The sequence below is a fragment of the Streptomyces sp. CB01249 genome, from assembly GCF_001905735.1.
Lineage (GTDB): Bacteria > Actinomycetota > Actinomycetes > Streptomycetales > Streptomycetaceae > Streptomyces.
This window is the reverse complement of record NZ_LISW01000013.1, coordinates 1-5,035: the sequence shown is the minus strand read 5'-3', so window position 1 is coordinate 5,035 and position 5,035 is coordinate 1. Positions and strand designations below refer to the sequence as shown.

Sequence of the window (5,035 nt, the reverse complement as noted above, 5' to 3'; positions counted from 1 at the left end):
AACACAGTGGACGCGAGCAACTGAGGACAAGCCCTCGGCCTATTAGTACCAGTCAGCTCCACCCGTTACCGGGCTTCCACATCTGGCCTATCAACCCAGTCGTCTACTGGGAGCCTTAACCCTTCAAGAGGGTGGGAATACTCATCTCGAAGCAGGCTTCCCGCTTAGATGCTTTCAGCGGTTATCCTTTCCGAACGTAGCCAACCAGCCATGCCCTTGGCAGAACAACTGGCACACCAGAGGTTCGTCCGTCCCGGTCCTCTCGTACTAGGGACAGCCCTTCTCAATATTCCTACGCGCACAGCGGATAGGGACCGAACTGTCTCACGACGTTCTAAACCCAGCTCGCGTACCGCTTTAATGGGCGAACAGCCCAACCCTTGGGACCGACTCCAGCCCCAGGATGCGACGAGCCGACATCGAGGTGCCAAACCATCCCGTCGATATGGACTCTTGGGGAAGATCAGCCTGTTATCCCCGGGGTACCTTTTATCCGTTGAGCGACAGCGCTTCCACAAGCCACTGCCGGATCACTAGTCCCGACTTTCGTCCCTGCTCGACCCGTCGGTCTCACAGTCAAGCTCCCTTGTGCACTTACACTCAACACCTGATTGCCAACCAGGCTGAGGGAACCTTTGGGCGCCTCCGTTACTCTTTAGGAGGCAACCGCCCCAGTTAAACTACCCATCAGACACTGTCCCTGATCCGGATCACGGACCCAGGTTAGACATCCAGCACGACCAGAGTGGTATTTCAACGACGACTCCACAACCACTGGCGTGGCCGCTTCAAAGTCTCCCACCTATCCTACACAAGCCGAACCGAACACCAATATCAAACTATAGTAAAGGTCCCGGGGTCTTTCCGTCCTGCTGCGCGAAACGAGCATCTTTACTCGTAGTGCAATTTCACCGGGCCTATGGTTGAGACAGTCGAGAAGTCGTTACGCCATTCGTGCAGGTCGGAACTTACCCGACAAGGAATTTCGCTACCTTAGGATGGTTATAGTTACCACCGCCGTTTACTGGCGCTTAAGTTCTCAGCTTCGCCACCCCGAAGAGCAGCTAACCGGTCCCCTTAACGTTCCAGCACCGGGCAGGCGTCAGTCCGTATACATCGCCTTACGGCTTCGCACGGACCTGTGTTTTTAGTAAACAGTCGCTTCTCGCTGGTCTCTGCGGCCACCCCCAGCTCACCGAGTAAATCGGATCACCAGTGATGGCCCCCCTTCTCCCGAAGTTACGGGGGCATTTTGCCGAGTTCCTTAACCATAGTTCACCCGAACGCCTCGGTATTCTCTACCTGACCACCTGAGTCGGTTTAGGGTACGGGCCGCCATGAAACTCGCTAGAGGCTTTTCTCGACAGCATAGGATCATCCACTTCACCACAATCGGCTCGGCATCAGGTCTCAGCCTTAACGTGTGACGGATTTGCCTACCACACGGCCTACACCCTTACCCCGGGACAACCACCGCCCGGGCTGGACTACCTTCCTGCGTCACCCCATCGCTTACCTACTACCACCTTGGTTCGTCGGCTCCACCACTACCCTCAACTCCGAAGAGATCGGGCCGGCTTCACGGACTTAGCATTAATGGGCTCAGTACTGGGCGTTTCAAAGCGGGTACCGGAATATCAACCGGTTGTCCATCGACTACGCCTGTCGGCCTCGCCTTAGGTCCCGACTTACCCTGGGCAGATCAGCTTGACCCAGGAACCCTTAGTCAATCGGCGCACACGTTTCTCACGTGTGTATCGCTACTCATGCCTGCATTCTCACTCGTGAACCGTCCACAACTCGCTTCCACGGCTGCTTCACCCGGCACACGACGCTCCCCTACCCATCCCAGCCCCCGTTGGGGGTTAATGCTGGAATGACACGACTTCGGCGGTACGCTTGAGCCCCGCTACATTGTCGGCGCGGAATCACTTGACCAGTGAGCTATTACGCACTCTTTCAAGGGTGGCTGCTTCTAAGCCAACCTCCTGGTTGTCTCTGCGACTCCACATCCTTTCCCACTTAGCGTACGCTTAGGGGCCTTAGTCGATGCTCTGGGCTGTTTCCCTCTCGACCATGGAGCTTATCCCCCACAGTCTCACTGCCGCGCTCTCACTTACCGGCATTCGGAGTTTGGCTAAGGTCAGTAACCCGGTAGGGCCCATCGCCTATCCAGTGCTCTACCTCCGGCAAGAAACACACGACGCTGCACCTAAATGCATTTCGGGGAGAACCAGCTATCACGGAGTTTGATTGGCCTTTCACCCCTAACCACAGGTCATCCCCCAGGTTTTCAACCCTGGTGGGTTCGGTCCTCCACGAAGTCTTACCTCCGCTTCAACCTGCCCATGGCTAGATCACTCCGCTTCGGGTCTAGAGCGTGCAACTCAAACGCCCTATTCGGACTCGCTTTCGCTACGGCTTCCCCACACGGGTTAACCTCGCTACACACCGCTAACTCGCAGGCTCATTCTTCAAAAGGCACGCAGTCACGACCGTATGTGCAAGCACATACAGCGACGCTCCCACGGCTTGTAGGCACACGGTTTCAGGTACTATTTCACTCCGCTCCCGCGGTACTTTTCACCATTCCCTCACGGTACTATCCGCTATCGGTCACCAGGGAATATTTAGGCTTAACGGGTGGTCCCGCCAGATTCACACGGGATTTCTCGGGCCCCGTGCTACTTGGGTGTCTCTCAAACGAGCCGTTGATGTTTCAGCTACGGGGGTCTTACCCTCTACGCCGGACCTTTCGCATGTCCTTCGCCTACACCAACGGTTTCTGACTCGTCTCACAGCCGGCAGACTATGAAAGAGAGATCCCACAACCCCGCATGCGCAACCCCTGCCGGGTATCACACGCATACGGTTTGGCCTCATCCAGTTTCGCTCGCCACTACTCCCGGAATCACGGTTGTTTTCTCTTCCTGAGGGTACTGAGATGTTTCACTTCCCCTCGTTCCCTCCACACTGCCTATGTGTTCAGCAGCGGGTGACAGCCCATGACGACTGCCGGGTTTCCCCATTCGGACACCCCCGGATCAAAGCTCGGTTGACAGCTCCCCGGGGCCTATCGTGGCCTCCCACGTCCTTCATCGGTTCCTGGTGCCAAGGCATCCACCGTGCGCCCTTAAAAACTTGGCCACAGATGCTCGCGTCCACTGTGCAGTTCTCAAACAACGACCAGCCACCCACCACCCCACCCTCACGGGCGAGTTCACTGGGGCCGGCAACCGAAGGACGACCATGACGGCCCGTACCTTCAGATACCCAACAGCGTGCCCGACCCGACCCATTCGCTTTCACGTTCCACGCCGAAGCAGTACTAGTGAAAACCCATGTGCCGTGCCGAGTAGTCAACGTTCCACCCATGAGCTGACCACCGTCGAACATTTGCCGACGTAGTGGCTCTGGACCCCCGAGAGGGTCTAGATGCTCCTTAGAAAGGAGGTGATCCAGCCGCACCTTCCGGTACGGCTACCTTGTTACGACTTCGTCCCAATCGCCAGTCCCACCTTCGACAGCTCCCTCCCACAAGGGGTTGGGCCACCGGCTTCGGGTGTTACCGACTTTCGTGACGTGACGGGCGGTGTGTACAAGGCCCGGGAACGTATTCACCGCAGCAATGCTGATCTGCGATTACTAGCAACTCCGACTTCATGGGGTCGAGTTGCAGACCCCAATCCGAACTGAGACCGGCTTTTTGAGATTCGCTCCGCCTCGCGGCATCGCAGCTCATTGTACCGGCCATTGTAGCACGTGTGCAGCCCAAGACATAAGGGGCATGATGACTTGACGTCGTCCCCACCTTCCTCCGAGTTGACCCCGGCAGTCTCCTGTGAGTCCCCATCACCCCGAAGGGCATGCTGGCAACACAGAACAAGGGTTGCGCTCGTTGCGGGACTTAACCCAACATCTCACGACACGAGCTGACGACAGCCATGCACCACCTGTACACCGACCACAAGGGGGGCACCATCTCTGATGCTTTCCGGTGTATGTCAAGCCTTGGTAAGGTTCTTCGCGTTGCGTCGAATTAAGCCACATGCTCCGCTGCTTGTGCGGGCCCCCGTCAATTCCTTTGAGTTTTAGCCTTGCGGCCGTACTCCCCAGGCGGGGAACTTAATGCGTTAGCTGCGGCACCGACGACGTGGAATGTCGCCAACACCTAGTTCCCAACGTTTACGGCGTGGACTACCAGGGTATCTAATCCTGTTCGCTCCCCACGCTTTCGCTCCTCAGCGTCAGTAATGGCCCAGAGATCCGCCTTCGCCACCGGTGTTCCTCCTGATATCTGCGCATTTCACCGCTACACCAGGAATTCCGATCTCCCCTACCACACTCTAGCCTGCCCGTATCGACTGCAGACCCGGGGTTAAGCCCCGGGCTTTCACAACCGACGTGACAAGCCGCCTACGAGCTCTTTACGCCCAATAATTCCGGACAACGCTTGCGCCCTACGTATTACCGCGGCTGCTGGCACGTAGTTAGCCGGCGCTTCTTCTGCAGGTACCGTCACTTTCGCTTCTTCCCTGCTGAAAGAGGTTTACAACCCGAAGGCCGTCATCCCTCACGCGGCGTCGCTGCATCAGGCTTTCGCCCATTGTGCAATATTCCCCACTGCTGCCTCCCGTAGGAGTCTGGGCCGTGTCTCAGTCCCAGTGTGGCCGGTCGCCCTCTCAGGCCGGCTACCCGTCGTCGCCTTGGTAGGCCATTACCCCACCAACTAGCTGATAGGCCGCGGGCTCATCCTTCACCGCCGGAGCTTTCAACCTTCTCCCAGGAGGGAGAAAGTATTATCCGGTATTAGACCCCGTTTCCAGGGCTTGTCCCAGAGTGAAGGGCAGATTGCCCACGTGTTACTCACCCGTTCGCCACTAATCCACCCCGAAGGGCTTCATCGTTCGACTTGCATGTGTTAAGCACGCCGCCAGCGTTCGTCCTGAGCCAGGATCAAACTCTCCGTGAATGTTTTCCCGTAATCGGGAGACACATCACGAGAGCGGAACGACAAGGTCGGAATATGACCCGT

General features: G+C 57.3%; 2 rRNA genes. Both read right to left on the bottom strand.

What is annotated here, in order from left to right:
• Positions 1 to 22: 22 nt before the first annotated feature.
• Positions 23 to 3,147 (bottom strand): 23S ribosomal RNA (locus AMK18_RS34125).
• Positions 3,148 to 3,446: 299 nt separating this feature from the next.
• Positions 3,447 to 4,972, bottom strand: a 16S ribosomal RNA gene (locus AMK18_RS34120).
• Together the 16S and 23S rRNA genes form the textbook arrangement of a ribosomal RNA operon.
• Positions 4,973 to 5,035 lie beyond the last annotated feature (63 nt).